At 41.1% G+C, this 23,298-nt stretch carries 14 protein-coding genes and 1 pseudogene; 12 read left to right on the top strand and 3 right to left on the bottom strand.

Going from position 1 to position 23,298, the window contains the following annotated elements:
* A pseudogene (locus H5158_RS19690) lies at window positions 1-180 on the top strand (IS630 family transposase); the annotation flags it as partial.
* A 142-nt stretch (window positions 181-322) separates the two neighbouring features.
* Here the strand turns inward: H5158_RS19690 and H5158_RS19685 are convergent.
* Entirely contained in the window at window positions 323-1,948 is a 1,626-nt protein-coding gene (locus H5158_RS19685) for an alpha-glucosidase family protein (protein WP_182740720.1), read from the bottom strand.
* Window positions 1,949-2,670: 722 nt separating this feature from the next.
* Here H5158_RS19685 and H5158_RS19680 point away from each other — a divergent pair.
* The 8 genes from H5158_RS19680 to H5158_RS19645 all read left to right on the top strand — a co-directional run bounded on the left by H5158_RS19680 (window position 2,671) and on the right by H5158_RS19645 (window position 18,093).
* On the top strand, window positions 2,671-5,421 hold the full coding sequence (locus H5158_RS19680) for a TonB-dependent receptor (RefSeq protein WP_182740719.1): 2,751 nt from the start codon (window positions 2,671-2,673) through the stop codon (window positions 5,419-5,421).
* 104 nt (window positions 5,422-5,525) lie between these two features.
* The gene (locus H5158_RS19675) at window positions 5,526-7,037 is read left to right on the top strand and encodes a tryptophan halogenase family protein (protein WP_182740718.1); all 1,512 of its coding nucleotides are present in this window, start codon (window positions 5,526-5,528) and stop codon (window positions 7,035-7,037) included.
* Window position 7,038: 1 nt separating this feature from the next.
* Complete coding sequence (locus tag H5158_RS19670) at window positions 7,039-8,526, top strand: tryptophan halogenase family protein (protein WP_182740717.1); 1,488 nt, start codon at window positions 7,039-7,041, stop codon at window positions 8,524-8,526.
* A gap of 52 nt (window positions 8,527-8,578) precedes the next feature.
* On the top strand, window positions 8,579-10,384 hold the full coding sequence (locus H5158_RS19665; RefSeq protein WP_259399465.1) for a glycoside hydrolase family 13 protein: 1,806 nt from the start codon (window positions 8,579-8,581) through the stop codon (window positions 10,382-10,384).
* A 123-nt stretch (window positions 10,385-10,507) separates the two neighbouring features.
* Window positions 10,508-12,400 carry an alpha-amylase family protein gene (locus H5158_RS19660; protein WP_182740715.1) on the top strand — a complete coding sequence of 631 codons (1,893 nt, stop codon included), beginning with the start codon at window positions 10,508-10,510 and terminating at the stop codon, window positions 12,398-12,400.
* Window positions 12,390-13,874: an MFS transporter gene (locus tag H5158_RS19655; RefSeq protein WP_182719538.1), complete on the top strand. Its 1,485-nt coding sequence runs from the start codon at window positions 12,390-12,392 to the stop codon at window positions 13,872-13,874. Before H5158_RS19660 ends, H5158_RS19655 begins: the two co-directional genes overlap by 11 nt.
* A gap of 14 nt (window positions 13,875-13,888) precedes the next feature.
* Window positions 13,889-16,294, top strand: a complete 2,406-nt coding sequence (locus tag H5158_RS19650; protein WP_182740714.1) for a glycoside hydrolase family 15 protein — start codon at window positions 13,889-13,891, stop codon at window positions 16,292-16,294.
* An 86-nt stretch (window positions 16,295-16,380) separates the two neighbouring features.
* Window positions 16,381-18,093, top strand: a complete 1,713-nt coding sequence (locus H5158_RS19645) for an alpha-amylase family glycosyl hydrolase (protein ID WP_182740713.1) — start codon at window positions 16,381-16,383, stop codon at window positions 18,091-18,093.
* Between the two features lie 20 nt (window positions 18,094-18,113).
* On the opposite strand, the gene H5158_RS19640 is transcribed toward H5158_RS19645, so the two are convergent.
* Window positions 18,114-19,091 (bottom strand): integron integrase, encoded by a 978-nt coding sequence (locus H5158_RS19640; RefSeq protein ID WP_182740712.1) that lies wholly within the window; start codon window positions 19,089-19,091, stop codon window positions 18,114-18,116.
* 248 nt (window positions 19,092-19,339) lie between these two features.
* Here H5158_RS19640 and H5158_RS19635 point away from each other — a divergent pair, with 248 nt between their 5' ends.
* Window positions 19,340-19,633 (top strand): hypothetical protein, encoded by a 294-nt coding sequence (locus H5158_RS19635; protein WP_182740711.1) that lies wholly within the window; start codon window positions 19,340-19,342, stop codon window positions 19,631-19,633.
* A 127-nt stretch (window positions 19,634-19,760) separates the two neighbouring features.
* Entirely contained in the window at window positions 19,761-20,387 is a 627-nt protein-coding gene (locus H5158_RS19630) for a hypothetical protein (RefSeq protein ID WP_182740710.1), read from the top strand.
* Between the two features lie 481 nt (window positions 20,388-20,868).
* Here H5158_RS19630 and H5158_RS19625 read toward each other — a convergent pair whose 3' ends face one another.
* Complete coding sequence (locus tag H5158_RS19625; RefSeq protein WP_182740709.1) at window positions 20,869-21,912, bottom strand: IS110 family transposase; 1,044 nt, start codon at window positions 21,910-21,912, stop codon at window positions 20,869-20,871.
* Between the two features lie 210 nt (window positions 21,913-22,122).
* On the opposite strand from H5158_RS19625, the gene H5158_RS19620 reads away from it, so the two are divergent.
* Complete coding sequence (locus H5158_RS19620) at window positions 22,123-23,088, top strand: hypothetical protein (RefSeq protein ID WP_182740708.1); 966 nt, start codon at window positions 22,123-22,125, stop codon at window positions 23,086-23,088.
* Window positions 23,089-23,298: the final 210 nt, after the last annotated feature.

Raw genomic sequence — 23,298 nt, 5'->3', positions numbered from 1 at the left:
CCGGAGTTAAATCCAATAGAGCAAGTATGGAGTTGGATACGGCAACACTGTTTATCTAATCGTGTGTTTAGTGGTTATGAAGAAATAGTCGAACAGGTTTCGCAAGCGTGGAATAAATTCATTTCAGTCCCAGATACGGTTAAAAGCATATGCTCTAGAGACTGGATAAAATTGACTTAATCTTTATGCAGATTGGTATTATTTAAAGAACTATAGTTGATAAAGAATCAAAAAATCGGCCACAATATAGATTATGACCGATTACTCTTTTTCGAAAAGGAAATTACAATCTTGCAAATCCCTTTTATATTACTAAAAAATATTAACTAACGGCTGCGTAAAAACAACCAAAACCGGGTAGGGTAAGGGTTTGTTTATCTAAGCTGCCATTGTGATGATTCAGTTCTGTATGTGGCACAATATCAGTGTGTTCAATGTTGAGGCTTGTAGGCTCTTGCGCTAGGTTAAATACGCACAACATAGTTTGGCCTGCAAAACGACGGTAAAAAGCTAACAATGGCTCAGGGGTATTAATAAATTCAATATCGCCTTCGAGTAAGATAGCTTGTTGCTTACGCCATGTCATAAAATGGCGGAACGCATTTAGAATCGAATCACTATCGCTATCTTGTTTGCTTACAGTCTGGTGTTTGTGGTTTTCGTCAACAGGTAACCAAGGTTTCGTTGCAGAAAATCCGGCCTGTTCACCGTCATCATTATGCCATGGCATAGGCGTACGACAGCCATCTCGGCCTTTAAAGTTTGGCCAAAAAGTTATCCCATATGGGTCTTGTAAGTCTTCAAACGCCACACTTGCTTCACCAAGACCTAGCTCTTCACCTTGGTACATACATACACTACCGCGCAATGAAGCGAGTAGGGCGGTAAGCATTTTACACTGCGCAGGGTTTACTTCACCATTGTTACTCCAACGACTAGCAACACGTTCTACATCATGGTTACTAAAGGCCCAGCAAGGCCAGCCTTCTGTCATTCGTTCTTCCAATGTCTTAACCGTTGTACGAATATACTCACTGCTATAATCATTGGTTAGTAGCTCAAAACTGTAACCCATATGCAGTTTATCGCCACCGGCGGTGTATTCAGCCATAGTAGCAAGTGAATCCTCGGATGATATTTCACCCAAAGACACGGTACCAGGATATTTGTCTAACAGGGTACGAATATCTTGCATAAAGCTAATATTTTCAGGTTGGGTATTATTATAATGGTGATACTGAAAAGCATACGGATTATCTTCGCTAAAACCACGGCCTTGGCGTTTTTCTGGCGGTTTAGCTGGGTTATCACGTAGCTGTGCATCGTGATAACAAAAGTTAATTGCATCTAGGCGAAAACCATCTACCCCTTTTTTAAGCCAAAACTCAACATTATCTAATACTGCTTGACGTACATCTGGATTATGAAAATTAAGATCCGGTTGTTCAGTAAAAAAGTTGTGTAAATAATACTGGCCACGACGCGGCTCCCATTGCCAAGCAGGGCCACCAAAAATTGAAAGCCAGTTGTTTGGCTGGGTGCCATCTGGTTTTGCATCAGCCCATACATACCAATCAGATCTGGCGTTAGTTTTGTCTTCTCGGCTATCTAAAAACCATTGATGTTGGTCTGATGTGTGGCTCAATACTTGATCAATAATAATTTTAATATCGCGTTGATGAGCTTGTGCAATGAGCTCGTCAAAGTCATTAAGATCGCCAAAAAGAGGGTCTACGTCACGATAATCGCTGATATCATAGCCAAAGTCTTTCATTGGTGATTTAAAAAATGGTGAGATCCAAATAGCATCAACACCCAGACTTTTAATATAGTCTATCCGGCTGATGATCCCTTTTAAATCACCAATGCCGTCACCGTTGGTATCTTGAAAACTGCGCGGATAAACCTGATAAATCACGGCACCCTTATACCACTGCTGTTGAGCCATTTTTTTCTCCATCGTGACAACACTCCCCATTTTACCCTAGCAATTATTACTGTTTAGAAATGGTGTGTTCGTAATCTTGTTAGCAGTTCGATTAAAGCAAACTACGTTATTTTTTAAAAAGCATACGTGAAGGGCTTGATACTGTAAAAAGGATGCATACGTATGCATGCTAAATAGATCGCTTTGATAAGGAAAACAGCTTCTGAAAAACCTATTAACAAAGGTATGTGAGCGGCAAATAGATGTTTACCAATTCTCGTTTTCGTATCATTAACAAAGTAGCAAATCCAACTTGGTGCATATTATATGGGTTCTGTAGCGTTATGGTGCAGCGCCATTAATGGTCTTACCAATTGGCATTTTGTGAGGGGGGCGATCGGGACTCGAATGCAAAGTGTGAATGCACTAATAATTAAGGTATTAAACTGTAAATCGCCGCGCTGAAGGAGCTCGATGCAGTACATATTTCTTTTATAAAATAGAATGATCAATTATCCCCTCTTTATACCTATAAAAACAAGGTGTTGCCATTATTTGTGTGAATTTTTTGTTAACTTTGTTGGTTTTGTACTAGCCTGAATACGTATGCATAAAGTTGTTAAAAAAATAAGGCGGGCGTTAATATTCATCCTGACAACAAAATAGCTAACAAATGGTTTGCTTCTATCACAAGCAACTCGCTAAAAGTTAGTAATATAAAATTGGGTAACGGGAAACACATCATGTCTATGTTCAAACCAAGTATATTAACAATTGCACTTGCAACCGCAGGCTTAACTAGCATGTCAGGTTTTGCAGCTGAGCAACAAACAACTGCGAATGAAGATTTAGAAGTCATTGAAGTGAAAGGTTTTCGTCGTAGTTTAATTCAAGCTATTGACACTAAGCGTTTCAGCAGCTCAGTAGTAGAGGCAATCTCAGCAGAAGATATTGGTAAGTTACCAGATTCGTCTATTGCAGAATCAATTGCGCGTCTACCTGGTCTTGCCGCGCAACGATTAGATGGCCGTGCAAGTTCAATTACTATTCGTGGTATGGGCGAAGACTTTAGTACCACAACATTTAATGGTCGTGAGCAAGTATCGATTGGTGATAACCGTGGTGTTGAATACGACTTATACCCGTCAGAAGTGATCAGCGAAGTTGTTGTATACAAAACGCCAGACGCATCTTTAACGACTCAAGGGATTGGCGGTACCGTTGATTTACGCTCTACGCGTCCTCTCTCAGCCGGTGAACAATCAATTACTGCAAATGTGCGTTTTGAACAAAACGAAATGGATGCAGTTAATCCAGAAATGGATAATAAAGGTTATCGTGGTTCGTTTGGTTATGTAGATCAATTTGCTGACGATACCATTGGTGTTGCATTTGCTTATGCCCACATGGAATCACCAAATCAAGAACAACGCTGGAATGCATGGGGTTATGATCCAAGTGGTGCTGACGGCAATTTACGTTTACAGGGCGCTAAGCCTTATGCACGTTCATCAGAGCTAACAAGAGATAGCTTTTTAGGTGTGCTTGAATTTGCACCATCAGATAAACTGCATATTACCGCCGATGCGATGTATGTTGATTTTGAAGATAAGCAAATATTACGAGGCATAGAGCTGCCATTAAATTCAGGTCGTGCAGATACAAATTATGAAACGTTAGCCACCAATGGTGGCGTTGTTACTCAAGGCCAAGTTAATAATATTAAAACCTTAGTTCGTAATGACGTAAACTTCAGGACTGCTGATTTACTCGCGCTTGGTTTTAACGTTGAATACGATATAAATGACAGCTGGCAAGTGGCTGCTGATGTGAGTTATTCAAAGGTTGAACGTGATGTCTGGGGTCTTGAAAGCTATGCAGCGACAGGACGTGGTGACAACGAAGGCCTTGGTGATAACCTACAATACAGACTTGACAGTGGTATGGCTGGCGCCATTTTTACCCCTACACTTGATTATTCAGACCGCGATTTATTTCAACTGGGTGCAGCGCGTACTTGGGGGAGTAGTGCTGTTGGTGGCGATGGTCAAGATGGCTTTTTAAATAGACCACATGTTGAAGATGAATTAGCATCATTAAAGCTCAGTGCAAAAACGTTTATTGAAAATAGTCCGATAAGCCAAGTTGAATTTGGTGTTAACTACAGCAGCCGTGAAAAAGATAAACAAGATACCGGTGAGTACCTGCGCCTCAAGCAGTATCCTGAAATGGTGCGTATCCCAGATGAATATTACCTAGGCTCAGTATCACTTGATTTTATTGGTATGGGTGACATGATTGCATATGATTCGTTAGCCCTATACAACAGCGGCGCGTACGATTCATTTAATCAAGCTGATACTGATACAGGCCGTTGGGCAAATATTTGGACTGTACAAGAGGATATTTTAACTGCCTATGTTAAAGCTGATTTAGATACTGAATTGTTTGGTTTACCTGCACGCGGCAACGTGGGCTTGCAAATTGTAAATACAGATCAAAGCTCTGACGGTTATGCGGTTGATTCAGATCCGGATACAGGCCTTGTCCGTGTACAATCAAATAGAGCAGGCGACAAGTATACTGAATTTTTACCAAGCTTGAACTTGAACTTATCGTTGACTGAAGATCAAATGCTACGCTTTGGTTTAGCTCGTACAATGTCGCGTTCACGTATGGATCGTATGAATGCAAGTAACAGCTACAGCTTTGATGCGGCAAAAAACAACGTTACAACACCACCGACTAATCTAGAAAATTCACCGTGGAGTGCAAGTGGCGGTAACCCAAGTTTGCGTCCTGTTATTGCTAATCAAATCGACTTATCGTATGAGTATTACTTTAGTGCGGAAGGTTATTTTGCAGCTGCTTTATTTCATAAAGACATAGAAGATTGGCAGTTCAACACGCAAATAGTGGGTGATTTTGCTGATGTTGATACACCTAATGGTGAAGTGCCGATCACTAACCAAGGTCTAGTGAGCGCATGGGATAACGTAGGCGATGCAAAAGTATCAGGCCTTGAGTTAACAGCGACATTACCAGGTAATATACTCAGCGATAGCCTTGAAGGCTTTGGTACAGTTATTAGCGCTACCTTTTTAGATTCTTCGCTTGATAACCTCAATGGTGAGAAAGAAGAAATTCCAGGTCTATCAGATAAAGTTTATAACTGGACACTTTATTATGAAAACTACGGTTTTCAAGCACGTGTGAGTATGCGTTACCGCTCTGACTTCTTAGGTGAAGTAAATGGTCTATCATTAGCAAGAACAACGGTCGTTGTTGCAGAAGAGACTATCTGGGATGCCCAAATTGGTTACGATTTCTCTGAGTCTAGCATTGAAGCATTACAAGGTCTTACTGTATCGCTACAAGCACAAAACTTAACTGATGAGCCGTTTGTAACTTATCATGACGGCAATAAAGCAACGGTACGTGATTATCAAAGCTATGGGGCTAATTATTTATTAGGCTTTGCTTATAAATTTTAATTAAATATACCCAAGTCAGTATGATTCAGTTGTATTAAACGCGATTGAGACAAGATACTAGGGATCTCAATAGAGATCCCTTTTTTATTTGTGAGGAGTGATAAATGAAAGCGATAGAAAAAATTGTTATCTTAGGCGGCGGCAGTGCAGGTTGGATGACCGCTGCGATGTTAGCAAAAGTGTTTTCTAAGCAGCTATCAATCACTTTAATAGAATCACCCGATATTCCAACTGTTGGTGTAGGGGAGGCAACTATCCCTGCGATACAGACTTTCAACAATGTCTTGGGGCTTGATGAACACGTTTTTTTAAAGCGCACTCAAGGCACTTATAAACTTGGTATTCAATTTGAAAATTGGGGCCAACAAGGCGATAGTTACCAGCATGCATTTGGTGATATTGGCAGAGGGCTTGGGATCACCCCATTTCATCACTTTTGGCTCAAAAGCAACCAAAGCAAAACAACGCAAACCTTATGGGACTTCAGTGTTAATGCGATTGCGGCAAACCATAATAAATTCCACCCAAATCCACAGATTGGTAAAACGCCTTTAGCTGGGCTTACTTATGCTTATCACTTTGATGCGGGCAAATACGCAAAGTTATTACAAGAGTTTGCAATTGCGCAAGGTGTAGAATATCTCAGTGGTACGATGGAGTCTGTAAAATTAGACGATAATGGCTTGATTAAAACACTTGAACTCAGTGATGAACAAACCATAAAAGGTGATTTTTTTATTGATTGCAGCGGCTCCAGTGCACGCTTGATTGAACAGGCGTTGGGGGTTAAATACCAAAGTTATCAGCATTGGCTTTTCTGTGATCGTGCAATTGCAGTGCAAACTAAACCGCTGAAAAATACGCCGCCATTTACTCGTTCGATTGCAAAAGATGCCGGGTGGCAATGGCAAATTCCGCTGCAAAATAGAGTGGGGAATGGGCTGGTATATAGCAGCCAATTTATGAGTGCTGAACAAGCTGAACAACAGTTATTTAATAGTTTAGAAACTGAGACCATAACGGCCCCAAAACATATTAAGTTCACGCCAGGAAGACGCGAACAGCAGTGGTTTAAAAACTGTTTAAGTATTGGTTTATCTAGTGGCTTTTTAGAACCTTTGGAATCTACCAGCTTACATTTAATACAAACCAGTATAGCTCGGTTTATTAAGTTATTTCCGGCGCACCCTGATTGTGAGTTATCGGCGCATGCTTATAATTTACAAGCCAAAAATGAATTTGAAAAAATTCGTGATTTTATTATTTTGCATTACGCTGTTAATCAAAAGCAGTCTCCATTTTGGCAACGGTGTGGCGCTATGACATTACCTGACTCATTACAGCAACGTATTGCACTCTTTAAACGAACAGGTACGCTATCAATACAAGCAGATGAACTTTTTTCAGAGGTTGCTTGGCTACAAGTTTTAATTGGACAAGGGATCAGACCACAAAGTTATCATCCGCTCGCACGTGCAATTTCAGATTCTGAGCTGGATGAGTTCTTATCAAATATAACCACAATCCAACAACAATACGTGACTCACTTACCAACACATGAGCAATATTTACAGCAATTTTGCAGTGGCTCAGAGTTAGCAAAAGGTCACCTTTAGTATGAATATTATTATTGTTGGTGGCGGTACAGCAGGGTGGATGGCTGCTAATTTATTAAATCATTCTCTCACTGATACCCATGTCACTTTAATTGAATCACCAACAATTGCGCCTATTGGTGTTGGTGAAGGGTCGACTGCGCAGTTAAAACAATTCTTCGATACATTAAATATTAGCGAAAGTGAGTGGATGCCTCAATGCAATGCAACCTACAAACTGGGGATTGAATTTAAAAATTGGTCTACCCATCCAGGTCATGAGCAGTATTTTCACTCATTTTATGGGCAGACGGATTTACATACACAGCAGCAATTTATAAAAAGTTGTTTGTTAAAACGTCAAGGTGTAGCGATTGATGCACATCCCGACAGCTATTTTTTAGCAGCCTACTTAGCTAAGCAACGGCGTGGGCCACATACTCAAGCGGACTTTCCATTTCAGCAAAGTTATGGTTATCATTTTGACTCGGGACTGCTTGGGCTATTTTTAGCTAATAGAGCAACAAGCAAAGGTGTTAAGCACCTAAAAAGCACCATAGCGCAGGTTGAGCTTGATTCTGCAGGCAACATCAAGCAGCTTGTTCTTGATGAAAACAGTGATGGACAGCAGTGTATTGCAGCTGATTTTTTTATCGATTGTAGTGGTTTTAAAGGATTGCTTATTCAGCAAGCATTAGCCGTACCTTGGCTTAGTTTTAAAGAAAATCTATTTAACGACAGTGCTATTGTACTGCCGACAATGAGTAATCAATTACAAGCCCCGCAAACAACTTCAACCGCATTAAAATATGGATGGCAATGGGCTATTCCGCTTACCAATCGTATTGGCAATGGTTATGTTTACAGCCAAGACTTTTGCAGTGCTGATGAAGCAGAAACAGAACTTAGAACCAAACTCGGCTTACTCAATTGCGATGTACCTGCACGTAAGCTAACAATGAAAGTAGGACGAGTTAAGCAACATTGGTATAAAAACTGTTTAGCTGTAGGTTTATCGCAAGGCTTTATTGAACCTCTTGAAGCAACTGCTTTACATTTAGTGCAGCAAACAATCGAATCGTTTATCGCATGTTTTGAGCATAACCGACCGAGTGAAGTAAAACGTGATCCGTTCAATATGCAAATTAATAACCGTATAGAAGGTATTCGCGATTATATTGTGTGTCATTATCGCGCATCTAATCGTCGAGATACCGAGTATTGGCAAGCAAATGGTCAAAATGAAATGCTATCAGCCTCGTTAAAAAATATTCTTCAGTGCTGGCTATCGCGTAATGATTTAACCGGCGAAATTGCCCATCAAGGGATTGAAAACTACTATTCAAGTCTGTCGTGGCATACCTTATTGAGCGGTTATGGCGTCTTCCCTCCTAGCGTTGCTAAGCCAAGTTATACGCAACAACAGCAAATTAAAGAGCTTTATAATTTTAACCATCAGTGTGCAAGCCATTTTAGAGCGCTTACGCCCATCATCCCGCAGCAAAAATAATCAGGATATTAATATGAGACTATCAAAAAGCGCATTACTGTTAGTAACAGTAATGCTGAGTTTTCAGCTGCACGCAAAAATGCGCGTTGAGCCACAAAACTGGTGGGTTGGTATGCAAAATAATACCTTGCAAATTATGCTGCATGATCAAGGTATTGCTAAGCAACAATGGCAATTAGCATCTTACTCAGGGGTGAGTTTAAAAAGTGTAACTAAAACAGATAACCCAAATTACGCTTTTTTAAATATTGAAATAAATCCAATAGCAAAGCCAGGTGTTTTAGTGTTTAGCAGTAAATCAGGGGAGCGTTTTGAGTATCAATTGCATGCACGTAAAGCTAATAGCAGTAAACGTAACGGTTTTGATAGCAGTGATACCATTTACTTAATTAATCCGGATCGCTTTGCTAATGGCGATAGCAGCAACGACACAGTAAAAGGAGTGCTTGAGGGTGCAAATCCAATTGAGCGAGGTGGGCGTCACGGTGGCGACATTCAAGGTGTAATTAACGCACTGCCGTATTTGCAAAAACTGGGCGTAAGCCAGCTTTGGTTAACACCACCGCTTGAAAATGATATGCCCAGCTACTCTTATCACGGTTATGCAATTACCGATTTTTACACTATCGACCCACGCATGGGCTCAAATGAGTTATATCGCGAGTTATCAGCCAAAGCGAAACAACACGGTATTGGTATAGTGATGGACCTAGTGCTTAATCACTTTGGCTCTGAGCATGAATGGATGACAGATAAACCCACATCAGATTGGATCAATTTTAATGGCGAGTTTGCAAACGGTAAACATGCTACCAGCCATGCTCGTCAAACCATTCAAGACCCACATGCAAGTGAGTTTGATAAACGCCAGTTTAGCGATGGCTGGTTTGTAGCCACAATGCCGGATCTAAACCAGCGGCAACCGTTATTAGCAAACTACCTTATCCAAAATGCTATTTGGTGGATTGAATACGCCGACTTAAGCGGTATTCGCGTTGATACCTATTCATATTCAGACAAAGCCTTTTTAGCTGACTGGACTAAAGCCATAATGACTGAGTATCCCGCTTTTAATATTGTTGGCGAAGAGTGGACCACCAATCCTGCGATTGCTTCATATTGGCAAGCAGGAAAGGTAAATAACGACGGCTATACCTCAAGCTTACCAAGCGTGATGGATTTTTCATTACAAGAGTCACTTATTCAAGCACTTAATGAAGAGGAGAGTTGGAACACTGGCTGGGTAAAAGTGTATCAATCAATCGCCAATGACTTTTTATACCCAAATCCAGACAACTTGCTCGTGTTTGCCGATAACCACGATATGAGCCGAGTTTACACTCAGCTTAAGCAAGATCTTGCTAAAACGAAAATGGCGATGACTATGTTGCTTACCACTCGTGGTATTGCACAAATGTATTATGGCACCGAAGTATTGCTTGATAATACGGGCAGTAATGATCACGGTGATATCCGTATTGATTTCCCCGGTGGTTTTAAAGGTCAGCCAAGTAATGCTTTTACAGGACAAGGGTTATCAGATGAGCAGCGTGATATGCAGCAAACCATCACCACCTTACTTAATTTTAGAAAGCAAAGCCCAGCAATAGCGCAAGGTAAACTGGTTCATTTTAGTCCTAAATCAGGTATATACAGTTACGCGCGGATAAGTGAACAGCAAACTTTGTTGGTGTTTTTAAATAAAAATACCGCAGCAAAAAACTGGTCATTAGCGTATCTGCAAGAGGTTATTGGGCAATACAAAAAGGCTGTGAGTCTTTTTACTGAACAGCAAATAAATATAACAGATACAGTGACCTTAGCGCCTATGAGTGCAACGGTATTAATAATTGAATAAAGCCTGTGTGAATACGTATGCAGCCGCTGTCAGTCAGTGGCAGTTCACTTTAGTATTAAATTTATAATAAAAATGACGTTTAAATGACAACCCATTAAAACGTCAGATCTAAGTAAGAACATTATGACAACAAATAAAACCACAATTAGTACATTCAAATATGGCTCATGGGTATTAGCTAGTAGCTTGTTATTGTCGAGCTGCTCAGATGAGCCCACAACCCCCAGTACTGACAAAAAGGTAGCTGAACAAGTTAACGAGCATTCAAAGCCGGTTGTGTATCAGGTATTCACGCGCTTATTTGGTAATACGCAAACAGCCAATATTCCGTGGGGAACCAAAGAGCAAAATGGCGTAGGCACATTTAGTGACTTTAATGATACTGCTTTAAGTGGCATTAAAGAACTTGGTACCACCCATATTTGGTATACCGGCGTGTTACACCATGCTTTGGTCGGCGATTACAGCCAATATGGAATTAGCCAAGATGACCCGGATGTAGTGAAAGGCCGTGCCGGCTCGCCGTATGCAATTAAAGATTATTACGATGTAAACCCAGATTTAGCCATTAATCCAGAGCGCCGCCTCGAAGAGTTTGCTGCATTAATTGAGCGCACCCATCGACACGGTATGAAAGTGGTCATTGATATTGTGCCAAATCATGTGGCGCGTCATTATCAATCAACCGCTAAACCCGCTGGAGTTAAAGATTTTGGTGAGCAAGATGACACCAGCGTAGAGTATGCCCGCGATAATAACTTTTATTACGTTACTGGGCAGTCATTTCAAGTACCAACCAGTGAAAACTACCAAGTGCTAGGCGGTAATGCCCACCCACTTGCTGATAACTTATTTGCTGAAACGCCTGCAAAATGGACTGGTAATGGTGCCCGTGCTGCTAAGCCTGATATAAACGACTGGTACGAAACAGTTAAAGTAAATTATGGCGTAAAACCTGACGGTAGTTATGACTTTCCAACTCTGCCCGATGAGTATGCTACTAAAGATTTACGCGCGCACTTTGAGTTTTGGCAGGATAAAGAGTTGCCAAACAGCTGGTATAAGTTTCGTGATATCGCGCTATATTGGCTCGATAAAGGCGTAGATGGCTTTCGCTATGATATGGCCGAAATGGTACCAGTAGAGTTTTGGAGCTTTCTAAACTCATCAATCAAGATGCACAACCCAGAGGCATTTTTACTAGCCGAAGTATACAATCCCGCACTATATCGCCCGTATATCCAGCAAGGAAAAATGGATTACTTGTACGATAAAGTCGGCTTTTACGACACCTTAAAAGCTGTTATGCAAGGCACGCAACCGGCAGACACTATTTTTAATGCTCAGCAAAAAGTGGCTGACATAGAGCAGCATATGCTGCACTTTTTAGAAAACCATGACGAACAACGTATCGCCAGCCCTGACTTTGCAGGTAGTAGTGAAAAGGGCAAACCCGCATTAGTAGTATCAAACCTTATTAGCCGTGCGCCAACACTATTATATTTTGCTCAAGATGTGGGTGAAGATGGCTCTGAAGATGCCGGCTTTGGCAAACCAACTCGCACCAGTATTTTTGACTACATTGGCGTGCCAGCGCATCAAGCGTGGATGAACAACGGCAAGTTTGATGGTGCTTTATTAACACCGGCACAAGGTCAATTACGTGAATATTACAAAGCCGTTATGGCGTTGAGTAAACATCCAGCAGTTGTAGCTGGTGACATGCAACCACTGATGGTTACTGGCAGCGAAAAAGTTGCTGCGTTTAGCCGCAGTATCGGTAATCAACAAATTTGGGTGGTGAGTAATTTTGCTGAGCAAGTCAGTCAGATCAGTATTGATATTCCACTTAACACACTGACGCAAAATACCAGCGAAAAATTACAATTGCTTGATTTGCTAGAGGCGAATCAAAACGCCGAGCTAACTATTACAGCTGAGCAGGCACACATTAGTTTAACTTTAAATGCGCTTAGCAGTGCAGTATTAACCACTGGAGCTCATAATGAAAAATAACAAACCAGATTTAAGTTTTTGGCAAATATGGAACATGTGCTTTGGCTTTTTAGGCATTCAATTTGGCTTTGCACTGCAAAACGGTAATGTAAGCCGAATATTTCAAACCCTTGGGGCTAATGTAGATGACATTCCTATTTTGTGGGTAGCAGCACCACTCACAGGGTTAATTGTACAGCCAATTATTGGTTACTGGAGCGATAAAACCTGGGGCAAATTAGGCCGCCGTCGTCCGTTTTTTTTATACGGCGCTATTTTAACCACATTATCGTTATTTATTATGCCAAACTCACCAACACTTTGGATTGCAGCGGGCATGTTATGGATCATGGATGCATCGATTAACGTCACCATGGAACCATTTCGCGCCCTTGTAGGCGATAATCTACCAAACAAACAGCGTGCTACTGGCTATGCAATGCAAAGCTTTTTTATAGGCGTAGGCGCCGTGGTTGCTTCTGCACTCCCTTGGATGATGACGAACTGGTTTGATATTGCCAACACTGCCGCAGCAGGGCAAATTCCTGATTCAGTAAAGTACTCATTTTACTTTGGTGCAGTTGTATTGCTGGTCGCAGTAGGCTGGACAATTATAACCACCAAAGAATATTCACCTGAAGAATTGGCCGCATTTAATCAACAAGAGCAAGCTCAAGTTGAACAGACGGTTTGTGCACAAATTAACTTTAGTAAAGGCGGCAGTGTATTTACTGTTTTAGGGCTTGCCGTACTTGGTTTAGTCATGGGATTAAACCTAGAAAAAGAGCTGTACCTATTAGCAGCTGGCTTAGTGAGTTTTGGCGTTATTCAATTTATTGCAGCCGCACTACAGGCAAAAAACCACACCAGCGGTGGCTTTTACCAAGTCGTTAACGATGTATTCACCATGCCAGAGGCGATGAAACAACTTGCTTGGGTGCAGTTTTTTAGCTGGTTTGCATTATTTGCCATGTGGATTTACACCACCTCAGCGGTAACCAGTTTTCATTATGGTAGCAGCGACACAAGTTCAGCGGCGTATAACAATGGTGCAGACTGGGTGGGTATTTTATTTGCGGCTTACAACGGTTTTGCTGCATTGGCGGCTTTATGTATCCCGATCATCGTTAAGCGTGTTGGTTTAAAACTAGCGCATGCACTTAACCTTATTTTAGGTGCGTTAGGTTTGGCGAGCTTTATGTTTATACAAGAACCGAGCTTACTTATTTGGCCAATGATAGGTATTGGTTTTGCGTGGGCGTCTATTTTGTCGTTGCCTTACGCCATGTTAAGTACCTCAGTACCGAGTCATAAAATGGGTGTGTATATGGGAATATTTAACTTTTTTATTGTGATCCCACAATTATTAGCCGCCAGTGTCCTTGGCCTGATACTTCGTCACTTTTTCCAAAATCAACCTATTTACGCATTGATGCTAGGTGCTGTGTCTTTTGTACTTGCAGCGGTTGCCGTACTGCGTGTTAAACAGTCTTAATTTAAGGGGCTAAAATGAAAAAATATAACCTAATTACCGCGACAATATTGGCCGCAGGCCTTGTCGGTTGTGGCGTGCAAAATACGCAAACTAGTGCAGTAGCGCAAACATCAGTGAGTGCCCCAGGCGCACCAGGCGAAGCCCCATTTTGGGCATACGCAGGCAAAACTGGGATAGGCACGTCTTTTGAGCAATATCAAAATGGCCATTACAGTGACGACGCGCCAACAGCTAAAGTGTCAAAAGTATGGTTTTCGATTGCTAAAGGGATGATCACCGAAACTATGTTTGGGCTTATTCATCAAGCGCAAATTAAAGACATGCAATTTGTTGTAGTCGGGAAAGATTTTACAGTCACCGAAGCTGACGATTTAGACGTTACCATTGATTACTTATACAAAGACGATAAAGGCCGCCCGTTATCATTAGCATACAAAGTAGTAAGCAAAGATAAGCAAGGTCGCTTTAGCCTCGAAAAACATATATTTACCGATCCAGACGGTCAAAGCTTATTTGTACGCAGTATTTTTAATACCCAGCTTGACGGTGTAAAAGCATTTGTAACAGTTAACCCGTATATAAACAACAACGGCTTAGATGACTTTGCAAAAACCACCGAGCAAGGGTTGGTAGCGTGGCAGGGCGAAAATTACTTGTCATTGCAAGGTGCAAAGCCATTTAAACAAACAAGTGTCGGTTTTACGGGCGTGAGTGATGGTTTAAGCCAGCTTAAAACAACTCAGCAGCTTACCCGCGTTTATAAAACTACCGGTGAACAATCGGGGAATGTTAGTTTATTAGCAGAGCTAGGTGAAATTGGTAAAAACAGTCAATTCGATTTAAGCCTAAGCTTTGGCAACAACCAGCAAGCAAGTTTTAAAGAAGGCCAAGCTACGCTAGCCAAAGGTTACCAAGCTGTGCTTGATAATTACAACGGTAAAGGCGAAGCCCTTGGTTGGCAAGACTACCTGCAAAGCCTTGCACCACTGACTAGCATGAGCGAGCAAACCGCTGATAACGGCAAATTACTTTATACCAGTGCTATGGTGTTAAAAGCCCAAGAAGACAAGACCCATGCAGGGGCGCTTATTGCGTCTTTATCTAACCCATGGGGCGAAACCGTATCGGCGAAAACCGGCTCTACCGGTTACAAAGCGGTATGGGTGCGCGACTTTTATCAAGTTTCCATGGCATTTATGGCACTAGGCGATACCGCAACAGCCAAAACAGCATTTGAATACCTTGAAAAAGTACAAGTAAACAGCAAAACCCCGGGCAACAACGGCGACACAGGGTGGTTTTTACAAAAAACACACGTAGATGGCGAACTTGAATGGGTAGGCGTACAGCTAGACCAAACCGCTATGCCTATCATGCTAGCGTGGAAGCTTCATCAAGCTGATGTATTAAGTGATGCTGAGCTAACTGATTGGTATACACGCATGTTAAAACCGGCCGCTGACTTTTTGGTAGGCGGTGGGCGCGCTAAAATCCTATGGAACGACATGCAAATAACCCCACCTGCGACTCAACAAGAGCGTTGGGAAGAGCAAGCAGGGTATTCACCATCAACCACCGCTGCTGTTGTTGCCGGTTTAATTACCGCTGCTGATATTGCAAAAATGGCAGGAGATGAGGTGAATGCTAAACGCTACCTTGCAACAGCAAAAATTTACAACGCCGATATAGAAAGCATGATGTTTACCACCGCAGGTAATTTAGAATCAAACGCATCAGACGGCGAATATTTTATACGTATTGGCCAAGACAAAGACGCCAATTCAAATACCAAAATTAACGCTAATAATGGCCGTGACGGGTTTAATAAAAAGCAAATTCTCGATGGTGGGTTTTTAGAGCTCGTTCGCTATGGTGTACGTGATGCGCTAGCGCCTAGCATAGTAAAAACACTCCCAGAATATGATGACGAAACCCTAACAGATAACCTACAAGTTAAATACAGCTTTGAGTTTACTGATGGCAGCGGCACATTTGCAGGATACCGCCGCTATGGTAACGACGGGTACGGTGAAGATGAAGTAACTGGCGCTAACTATGCGCAAGGTGGAAAAAATAGCCCAGGGCAACGTGGGCGAGTTTGGCCATTTTTTACCGGTGAACGGGGCCATTATGAAATTGCCGCCGCAAATGCTAATAATACCTTAGATGCAACAAAACAGCAGGCTATTAAAAATAGCTATGTAAAAGGGCTAGAGCAATTTGCTAACGAAGGCATGATGCTACCAGAACAAGTGTGGGATGGCGTAGGCGTAAATAAAGCAGGATACACGTTAGGCGAGGGTACAAACTCGGCCACACCACTGGCGTGGACGCATGCTGAATACGTGAAGCTAGTGCGCTCACTAAGCGACAAACAAGTATGGGATCATTATCCGGTGGTAACTAAAGCACTAAAATAACCACAAACTATCCGCAGTTCAGGTTAATTAACATAGCCGTAGTAAAATACGGCTATGTTATTTATTACAATAATAACGAGGCTGAAATGAAAACATTTACCTTGAGCGCATTAGCATTAGCAATCATGCTAACAGGCTGCCAAAGCGCACCATCATTAAATAACAACACGAATAACACCGAAACATCGCAATTAAATACTAAACAACAAGCAAGCCCGTGGTGGGAAAGCGCCATTTTTTACCAAATTTGGCCACGCAGCTTTTACGATAGCGATGCTGATGGTCATGGCGACTTTAACGGTATGACCCAAAAGCTCCCGTATTTACAAAAGCTCGGCGTAAATGCACTGTGGTTAACCCCCATGTTTGAAGCACCGTCGTATCATGGCTATGATTTTACTGAATTTTACCAAGTAGAAAACGACTACGGCAGCATGGCCGAGTTTGAAGCCTTTATAAAAGCCGCTGATGATAAAGGCATGAAAGTCATACTTGATTTAGTTATAAACCATATATCAAGTAACCATGAATGGTTTCAGCGTTCAGCAAAACAAGAAGCCCCTTATGCTGATTACTTTATTTGGCGCGACGATATGCCAAAAGCCGGTAGCGGTTGGGGCCACGCATGGAGTAATAACGACCAACCCGACGCAGTATGGCATTGGAATGAAACACGTCAGCAGTATTACTATGGTGCGTTTGGAGCAAGCCAACCTGATTTAAATTTACGCCACCCAGATGTTATTGCCGAAATGGAAAAAATGGCCAAGTTTTGGCTTGATAAAGGGGTTGCTGGCTTTAGGTTAGACGCTGTGCGCTTTGCCATGGAAAGCGGCGGCAATGCGCAGGCCGACACAGACGAAACCATAGCTTACTGGCAGCACTTTAATCAGTATGTAAAAAGTGTAAACCCTGAGGCGTATTTAGTAGGTGAAGCCTGGGCCGACATTCCTGTGGCAGCTAAGTATTATGGTGCAGGGAAGGGGCTTGATCAGGGCTTTGATTTTGAAGTGGGCTATAAAATACTGGGTTTGTTAAAACCAGATGCCAGTGGCGAAGCGCAATTTGGCACCATGCAGTCTAATCAACAAGTGAATACAGTTGATGCCAATGTGCTCAAACAAAATTTACAACAGCGTATCGATTCTACTGCACCGCTTGATTTTTTTGCACCGTTTTTAACTAACCACGACCAAGAGCGTGTAGCATATCAGCTAGCTGAACACGACGATAAAGCAAAACTTGCTGCCGCTATGTTATTTAGCTCTCCTGGTACGCCGTATATTTATTACGGTGAAGAAATTGGCCTAACACAAGGTGGCACAGGTCACGATGTGTATAAACGCGCGCCAATGCAATGGGACAACAGCAATCAAGCCGGTTTTACCAAAGCTAAAACGAGCTGGGTTGAACAAAGTGAATTATTTGGTAAAGACTTTACCAGCTGGTGGCCTGAATTTTTAGCCGAGCAGCTTAGCGCAGGTGATCGCAATGTTAAAGTACAGCAAATGCAGCCAAACTCATTATGGCGCTTGTACCAGCACTTAATTTCGCAGAAAAAACAGCGCCCAGAGCTGGGTATTAAAGGCAGTTATGAATTAACACAGCACAACAATGGCCTTGTCGAAATAACCCGCGAGTTAAACGGCAGTAAAAGTATGTTTATACTTAATTTAACCGCTAACCCGCAAAGCATCAGCGGTATAAAACGTCAGGGGTTAACGCCTAGCTGGCAACACGACCTCAATGACGAGCAACTCGCAGCTTATGGTTTGTTGTTACTGAATAACACACTGTAAATAAAATTCATCCGTTGGGGCTAACATATGTTAGCCCCAATTCGTGAAAATGGGCTAATTACGCCATTGGCGCCTTGCTGCAAAACATGCGTGTAAATTTGGGTTGTTCTCACATCAGTGTGACCTAATTGTACCTGAACCGTTCGAATATCAGCGCCACTTTGGAGTAAGTGCGTAGCGAAAGAATGGCGTAAAGTATGTGTGGTAACGTGTTTATTAATGTTGGCATCCTTAGCTGCTTTTTTAACCGCGCGCTGTACTTGCTTTTCATCTATATGATGCCTTCTCAACTGTTTACTTTCAGGATCAACACTGAGCTTATAAGATGGAAATAAATATTGCCATCCCAGCTGCTTGTTATGATTGGGGTATTTTTTACGTAATAAGTGGGGCATGTAAACGCCACTGTATAGAGGATTTTTAAGATCAAGCTGTAAATAACTATTTACTAATTGTACTTGTGCGCGCAATTGAGGAATTAGCTCTATCGCGAGTGTTACAATACGGTTTTTGCCTCCTTTTCCATCCCAAATTCGAACACAGCTATAATCAAAGTCAATATCTTGTACCCGTAAACGTAGTGCTTCCATTAGCCGCATACCGCTGTCATAAAGTAGCGCACAAGCTAAATAGTGCTTTGTAATACAGTGTTTAAATAGTGCGGTTACTTCAGTTTGCGTAAGCACAACGGGTAATTTTCTCGGACGCTCACTTTTTACAAAATTTAATGATAACGACAGAGGGTCCTTAATTATTTCTTTATATAGAAAGCTAAGCGCATTCAACGCCTGAGCTTGTGTGCCTTGAGCAACATTTTGGGTGTTTACTAAATGGTTTAAATATAATTCGACTTCCGTATCCCCCATACAACTTGGATGTTGCATATTATTAAAGCGAATATAGGCAGCTATCCAAAAAAGATAAGCCTCAATGGTGCTCTTAGCATAACGCTTGCTATACATATGCTCTTGAATCATGTTTAGAAAAAGAGATTTCATAAATAATATTCAATTTCCAATAAAAAGGGTACTGTATATATAGACAGTTACTGGTGTTTTGTCCAATAACATTATTAAAAGTCGTTTTGGTGTAATTACACAAGAGTTATTTTATATAGCACGTAATTACATGTTTACAATTGAGTTATTTAGTGGAATTATTGAGCTATGTAATATACGCCGTTTTGGGGTGTTATAATCCCCCAAAGTGGTGTTCAATAAGCTGTTATGTGCCAGAGAGTTAAAATTTGAGCCAAATTAAAGAAGAACTAATACTTAGTGGAAAGTGGCTTTATGATAAGTCCATAGAGCAGGAAGTTCATATTATTAAAACTAATTTTAAGCCTGGCTCCGGTGACCACGAAGATGAAGCTTATATAAGAGAAGATCAATTTGGTGAATTCTATGGCATTCATGTAGGCGCTTATTCGGATCTTGAGGTGTTTCTAGGTGGAGTATATTCATCAATAGAAAAAGCAAAAACATATGCGTTAAAGGTGTGCCCGTCACTAACATGGAATAAACATGAGTCAAGCACATAACAATTTTGTCCAGTTGACGTTTTGGTCTTCGCTCCTTTTTGTGCATGGCCTTCGGCCATCTTTGCACAAAAATCCACTCCAACCAAAACGCAACTGACAAAGGCGTTAGCCAACCAAGGAGAATTCAGTGCCAGCCGAACTAGATGAAGCACATTTTCAACATGTAACAGAACACTTTGAAAAGTGTGGTGATTGGTCAAAAGAACGAAATCATTTTTTTGAATGGATGTGCGCTGCTGAGTTTCATTGGTTCTTCGTACAAGGCTTAGATGCAATTAAATCTGGTTTTTATGTTCCTGGAATATCTTCGTTATTAAATGGCTTTGAAGCCAGCTTAAGAGTAACTATTTCACAAGTAAGTACTGAGGGGACAGCACCGCCAGAGCTATCGCCATATAAAGTATTAAGTAATAACTTAATTAAACAAGCACATGAACTTGGTATTCCAGTTAGCTTTTTGGCTTTACCAAGTGAATCTGGCTTTATGGAAAAACTTGATAGTGTAAAACCCAATAGAGTTGATGTTGAATTAGTACGTTTACGCAATAATATTTGTCACGGCAATATTTTAGAGTTTATAAATACGGATCTTGGTCCTGAGAATTCTTTTTTCACACCAGAGTGCATGAGAGAGTTAGCCGAAAATTTATTAGTAGTTGCTTACGCTTGGGCGCAAGAACTTGGTAAATTTAGACGAAGTGATGGTCTATTACATCATGATAACCTAAAAACTCCGACGCAAATGGATGGCTAACACATATGAGCCTTAACTCTGTCAATAGGCAATAGAGTTCTTTTTGACCGTTTTTATAAATTGACGGTCAATTCTAAACCAATAAACAAATTCGTTTACTTCGTCTGTCGATGCGGCTGTTAAGCAAGTTGCTTACGGCAAACACATATAGAGGCTCTCTTATTGCGATCTCATCGCAGCCAGGTTTTTTCCATATCCTTTTGGGGTTGCTGGGGCACTAGACATTCATCGGTTAACCTAATCATGGCACTATTCAAGGCGGCTGGTTTCATCATTATGATCCAGTTAGTTTCAGGCTCAAGTCAGGTGTAAGCGACTTTGTTTATTGTATTAATGCACGCGTACTGAGCGTCTAATCAAGGCAAGTGGCTTAGGTCTGTAGGCATATAATCAGGTTAAACCTTGTTGGTTATTAACTCACCCAATTGATTGATGCTCAGCCTTATATCCAGTTAGATGTTCAGCTCACTCAGTACCGTGACTAACTCTTTAAAAATTTTGCTTCATCGAATACCGTCTCTTTTTTAAGCATATAATAAACACAGCGACCCAGCTTATGTGCAAGTGCTGACAGTGCTTTGGCTTTGCTCATTCGTTTTTGTAGTTTTTCAAGGTATTTGTTGGCGTTGTGGTTGTGACGCAGCAGTAGTACGGCAGCTTCCGAGAACGCCCATTTTAGATGTGCATTGCCAATTTTATTGCCTTGTGTGCCATAAGTTTTGCCGGCAGATTCCGCTTTGCATTTGACTAACCGGCTGTATGAAGCGAACTTTTGTACGCTTGAAAAGCGATTGATGTCACCAATTTCGTAAATAATAGTGAGTGCGAGAATGCGGCCTATACCATTAATTGTTTGCAAAATATTAAGGTGAACAGGGTTGTGCTGTTTAGCCATTTGTTCAATATAATGCTCTAAAGGCTTAAGCTCTTTGTGATAGCAATCGAGTATGGCCATATTTAAATTGATAGATCGTTGCACAACGGGATCAGGAAAATAATAGCGCATTTTTTCTCTGTCGCAAACATTCTTTAAATTAACGTTGTGAGCAGGTAAATTGTACTGACTGGCAGTATTGGCAACATGAGCTTTTAAATCAGCACCATGACGAACAATTTTGGTTCTTCGGCGCAATAAATCGCGCGTAGCACGCATATCTTTGTCATAGACATAAGCAAGTGGGAAGTTACCACCACGGATGAGTTTAGCAATTTTGTGTGAATCTATTTTATCGTTTTTGGCTTTGCCGCCATGAATCGCTTTCATATACAAAGCATGGCCAAGGATAAAGTCGATAGTGTATTCTTTGCAAAAGTCAGCGACCCAATACCAACAGTGCATGCACTCTACGCCAACCACAATGTCACCGATATACGGTTTAAGTAGTTTTAGTAGCGCTTCAGGATCATCTTTAATTTTCTTGTGAACAAGGACAAGTCCTGTATTATCAATGATACAGACATAAAGTAATCGCGCGTGTAAATCGATTCCACAATAATATGGATGCATGTTATTGTAAAAGTTCATTGAGCTTTCTCCTGTAAGGTTGATTGCCTTTTCAGCGTAGCGAATAATCGCGATGCTGGGGAGGAGGCTCAATGAGTATCAAGTCATTCCAAAGGACAAAAAACAGTTGATTTTTGCTCGTTCCTCGCTGATTTTAGCCAGCTATTTTATTGCCGCTTAGCAAAGCGTTATAACCCCTTAATAGTTCTCCACCGCACAATCAGGAAATATATGTTTAGCTTTAAAATTTCATTCAAGCTATCTCACAATAAAGTGAATACCGATAAAACAAAGATTAGACTGCTTGAAAGTAAAGATGTTTATTTAATGGCCTCTGATGAAGAGGCTAGAATATGTGACACGGATAGTCTTTTGGTTCTAGGCTCAAACTATAAAAACTATAGAGAGGCAGCGATTGATATGGTTCGAGTTGAGCAGGCAATAAAAATGTCAGCTTTATCTGAATATGTTGGAATCTCTGTTTCAAATGATGGGCACGAAGATTATCCTCAAAATGTCATATTGAGAGAGATGGAGAAGCCCTTTCTTGGGAGTGGCTTAATGTTTAAACAACTCGTATTTCGAAGGGTTTATGAGACAACAACCAATTTTTATGATCCAAATATGTCATGTGAAGTTGAACTGATCCAGTGTGACAATTTCATAAAGCAATGTAATAAATACTACGAAAACTATGATTATTCTTTTGAGTTATCTTCTGTAATCGAAATACTAAATAACATCAAATTTGAGTACTCTAGTAAAGTCAGGTTGATATTATCTATGACTGTGGTGGAGATGTTATCGGACTCGAAAGTAACTCGAACTGAAGAAGAAATAAAGATGATTGATAGCTTTGTCAATGAGATTGAAGACTCTAATATAGACAAAAACAAAAAGCAGTCACTTCGCTTAGCTATAGAGGGATGCAAGAATTTATCCATAAGTAATGCATGTAAAAAATTAGTGAAAAGCAAGTTAGGTCGAAAAAGGGCTGAAGATTTTTATCGTTTATATAACTACAGATCAAGAGTTGTGCACTCTGGTGGGCTAGACGACTCAATAAAGGATGATGAGGAGCTTCAGGCTGAAATATACAAAGCTGCCGGTGAAGCAAATTTATTGGCATCTGACTTGGTTGATGCTGTACTAGAAGAGCACCTGAATGATGGTGAACCTCAATTCATGGAGTTATAACAAAGCCTTAAAGTCGGATTCGTAACAGTTGGCTCGGTTCCGCTTCGCTTCACATTATAGCCAACAATTACTCACCGCTTAAGGCGGCGTTGAGGCTGTAGAATTACTCTTTCTAGGAACTGATTTTACATATTCGGCTTGATTGTTTTCTAACCTTGAATCTACCTGTCCGCTGTGATCTAATAGATATTATTCACCCACGGTAAATTG

This window comes from Pseudoalteromonas sp. SR45-6 (assembly GCF_014163545.1).
GTDB classification, from domain to species: Bacteria; Pseudomonadota; Gammaproteobacteria; order Enterobacterales; family Alteromonadaceae; genus Pseudoalteromonas; species Pseudoalteromonas rhizosphaerae.
Note: the sequence above shows the minus strand (reverse complement) of the source record. Positions and strands in the feature narration are given on the sequence as shown.

Excerpts from the sequence above, each read along its gene's own strand:
- H5158_RS19685 (WP_182740720.1), bottom strand. The coding sequence starts at position 1,948 with ATGGCTCAACAGCAGTGGTATAAGGGTGCCGTGATTTATCAGGTTTAT.
- H5158_RS19680 (WP_182740719.1), top strand. The coding sequence starts at position 2,671 with ATGTCTATGTTCAAACCAAGTATATTAACAATTGCACTTGCAACCGCA.
- H5158_RS19675 (WP_182740718.1), top strand. The coding sequence starts at position 5,526 with ATGAAAGCGATAGAAAAAATTGTTATCTTAGGCGGCGGCAGTGCAGGT.
- H5158_RS19670 (WP_182740717.1), top strand. The coding sequence starts at position 7,039 with ATGAATATTATTATTGTTGGTGGCGGTACAGCAGGGTGGATGGCTGCT.
- H5158_RS19665 (WP_259399465.1), top strand. The coding sequence starts at position 8,579 with ATGCTGAGTTTTCAGCTGCACGCAAAAATGCGCGTTGAGCCACAAAAC.
- H5158_RS19660 (WP_182740715.1), top strand. The coding sequence starts at position 10,508 with ATGACAACAAATAAAACCACAATTAGTACATTCAAATATGGCTCATGG.
- H5158_RS19655 (WP_182719538.1), top strand. The coding sequence starts at position 12,390 with ATGAAAAATAACAAACCAGATTTAAGTTTTTGGCAAATATGGAACATG.
- H5158_RS19650 (WP_182740714.1), top strand. The coding sequence starts at position 13,889 with ATGAAAAAATATAACCTAATTACCGCGACAATATTGGCCGCAGGCCTT.
- H5158_RS19645 (WP_182740713.1), top strand. The coding sequence starts at position 16,381 with ATGAAAACATTTACCTTGAGCGCATTAGCATTAGCAATCATGCTAACA.
- H5158_RS19640 (WP_182740712.1), bottom strand. The coding sequence starts at position 19,091 with ATGAAATCTCTTTTTCTAAACATGATTCAAGAGCATATGTATAGCAAG.
- H5158_RS19625 (WP_182740709.1), bottom strand. The coding sequence starts at position 21,912 with ATGAACTTTTACAATAACATGCATCCATATTATTGTGGAATCGATTTA.
- H5158_RS19620 (WP_182740708.1), top strand. The coding sequence starts at position 22,123 with ATGTTTAGCTTTAAAATTTCATTCAAGCTATCTCACAATAAAGTGAAT.